The organism is Clostridium sp. LS, from assembly GCF_002760435.1.
Classification (GTDB): Bacteria; Bacillota; Clostridia; order Clostridiales; family Clostridiaceae; genus Clostridium.
In genome coordinates, this window is the sequence record NZ_AUUU01000199.1 from 1 (window position 1) to 1,900 (window position 1,900).

General features: G+C 27.2%; 1 protein-coding gene and 1 pseudogene. Both read left to right on the plus strand.

Annotated elements, in window-relative coordinates; all coding sequences use genetic code 11:
* Positions 1-516 precede the first annotated feature (516 nt).
* Positions 517-1,200: a response regulator transcription factor gene (locus COL3_RS26235; RefSeq protein WP_099716769.1), complete on the plus strand. Its 684-nt coding sequence runs from the start codon at positions 517-519 to the stop codon at positions 1,198-1,200.
* Positions 1,197-1,900 (plus strand): annotated as a pseudogene (locus COL3_RS26240) (HAMP domain-containing protein); the annotation flags it as partial. The gene COL3_RS26235 and the pseudogene COL3_RS26240, both read left to right, overlap by 4 nt.

A 1,900-nucleotide genomic window follows, 5' to 3' on the forward strand; every position in this document is an offset into this window, starting at 1 on the left:
TTAAAGTTGTTAAGGTTATGTATTTTGGAGAAAGTCCTACGAAACTTGAATCAATTTCAGTCTCTATAGGTACCAAATTAGCATTAACTATATCCATGATAGTGCTTGTTGTTCTTGGAATTTATCCTATTCAAGTGGTAAATGTGGTTTTAGAAATTTCAAAAGCACTTTTTGCTTAAGGTAAAAACATTAATCTATCTTCAATGTAAACATAATGTGTAATTAAAAAACACTATCAAATTTTAATGATAGTGTTTTTTAAGCATGTATAAAAATATTTAGATGGTTATTTATAGCAGTAGATATTTTTATGTGCTTAAGTGTAACAGAATTTGAAATTCAGCATAATAAGAGAACTTCTTCAAGAAATAATTTTAGATGAAGAACTGCAGGTAAAATTTATATGAAAAATATAATATAAGATATCGGCATTTACACATAAAATTCATAACTTTATGCTAAATTATTAAATATATGATAAAGTAATATTAATATTAACTACATGGGGTGAAAGTTATGAACAACATTTTAATAATTGAAGATGAAAAAAGCGTATCAGATGTTGTAAAGGCGTATTTGGAGAAAGAAGGATATGGAGTGTATTCCACTGAAAATGGATTAGATGGAATTGAAATTTTTAGAAAAGAAAAAATTGATCTTGTCATTTTAGATTTAATGTTGCCAGACATAGATGGTGAAGAAGTTTGCAAAATACTTAGAAAAATATCAGATGTATATATTTTTATGTTAACTGCTAAAAGTACACTAAGTGATAAAATAGAAGGATTAAATATTGGAGCTGATGAATATTTAACAAAACCTTTAAGTCCAAGAGAACTTACTGCACGTGTTAATGCTCTGTTTAGAAGAGTTGGAGGAAGTAAAGAAAATATTCTTTCTTTTGATAATAATAAATTAATACTTGATATTGATAAAAGATTAGTTAAATTAAACGGAGAAGAAGTCAATTTAACTCCCAATGAATTTGATATACTATATGTTTTAGCTTCAAACAAAGGAAAAGTATCTACAAGAGAAGCAATAATAGAAAGAGCTTTTGGTATTGATTTTGATGGTTCAGATAGAAGTATAGATGTTCATATCAAAAATTTACGTAAGAAAATTGAGGAAGATACCAAATCTCCAAGATACATAGTTACTGTTACAAAAATCGGTTATAAATTTGGTGATGAAATATGAAGCAAAATATTAGAGAACGCTTAAGTTTTATTTTAATTTTTTGTTCTGTAGTTTCAGTACTTTTATCAGCTTTAATTGTAAATACGACAATAACAAATACTTTTAATAAATACATGGAGGATATACAAACTAAAAGAAATACAAGCTTGGTAGAATATTTTCAACAAGTTTACAGAAGTGATGGCACCTGGACTGAGACTTCAGGAGAAGAAATGAAGCATGAAGCATATATGAGCAATTATTGCTTAACACTTTTAGATGAAAACAAAAAAGTTGTTTGGGAAATGAATCATGAGGATATACAAAATAAAAATCATATGATGGTAAATGGTAAAGAAGAAACTGGGGTTTATACTACAAATACTTTTGATATAAATGTAAATGAAAAAACTGTAGGATATATTATAGTAGGTCAATATTCACCTGTTTTACTTTCTCAAGAAGATATAAGCTTTAAGTCACAGATTAATAAGGGAATTATATTTAGTGGTGCGTTAACGTTATTAATAGTGGCAGTGATAAGCTTGATTTTATCAAAGCAATTTTCTGAACCGATTAAAGCAGTTTCGAAAATTTCTGTAAGTTTGTCTAAAGGAAATTATAATTCCAGATCAAATGTAAAAAGCAGTATTGAAGAAATTCGAAATTTAACTGAGAGTATAAATTCTCTAGGAGAGAAACTAAATAGCCAGGATCTACT

Coding starts and splice junctions, on each gene's coding strand:
- COL3_RS26235 (WP_099716769.1), top strand. CDS start 517: ATGAACAACATTTTAATAATTGAAGATGAAAAAAGCGTATCAGATGTT.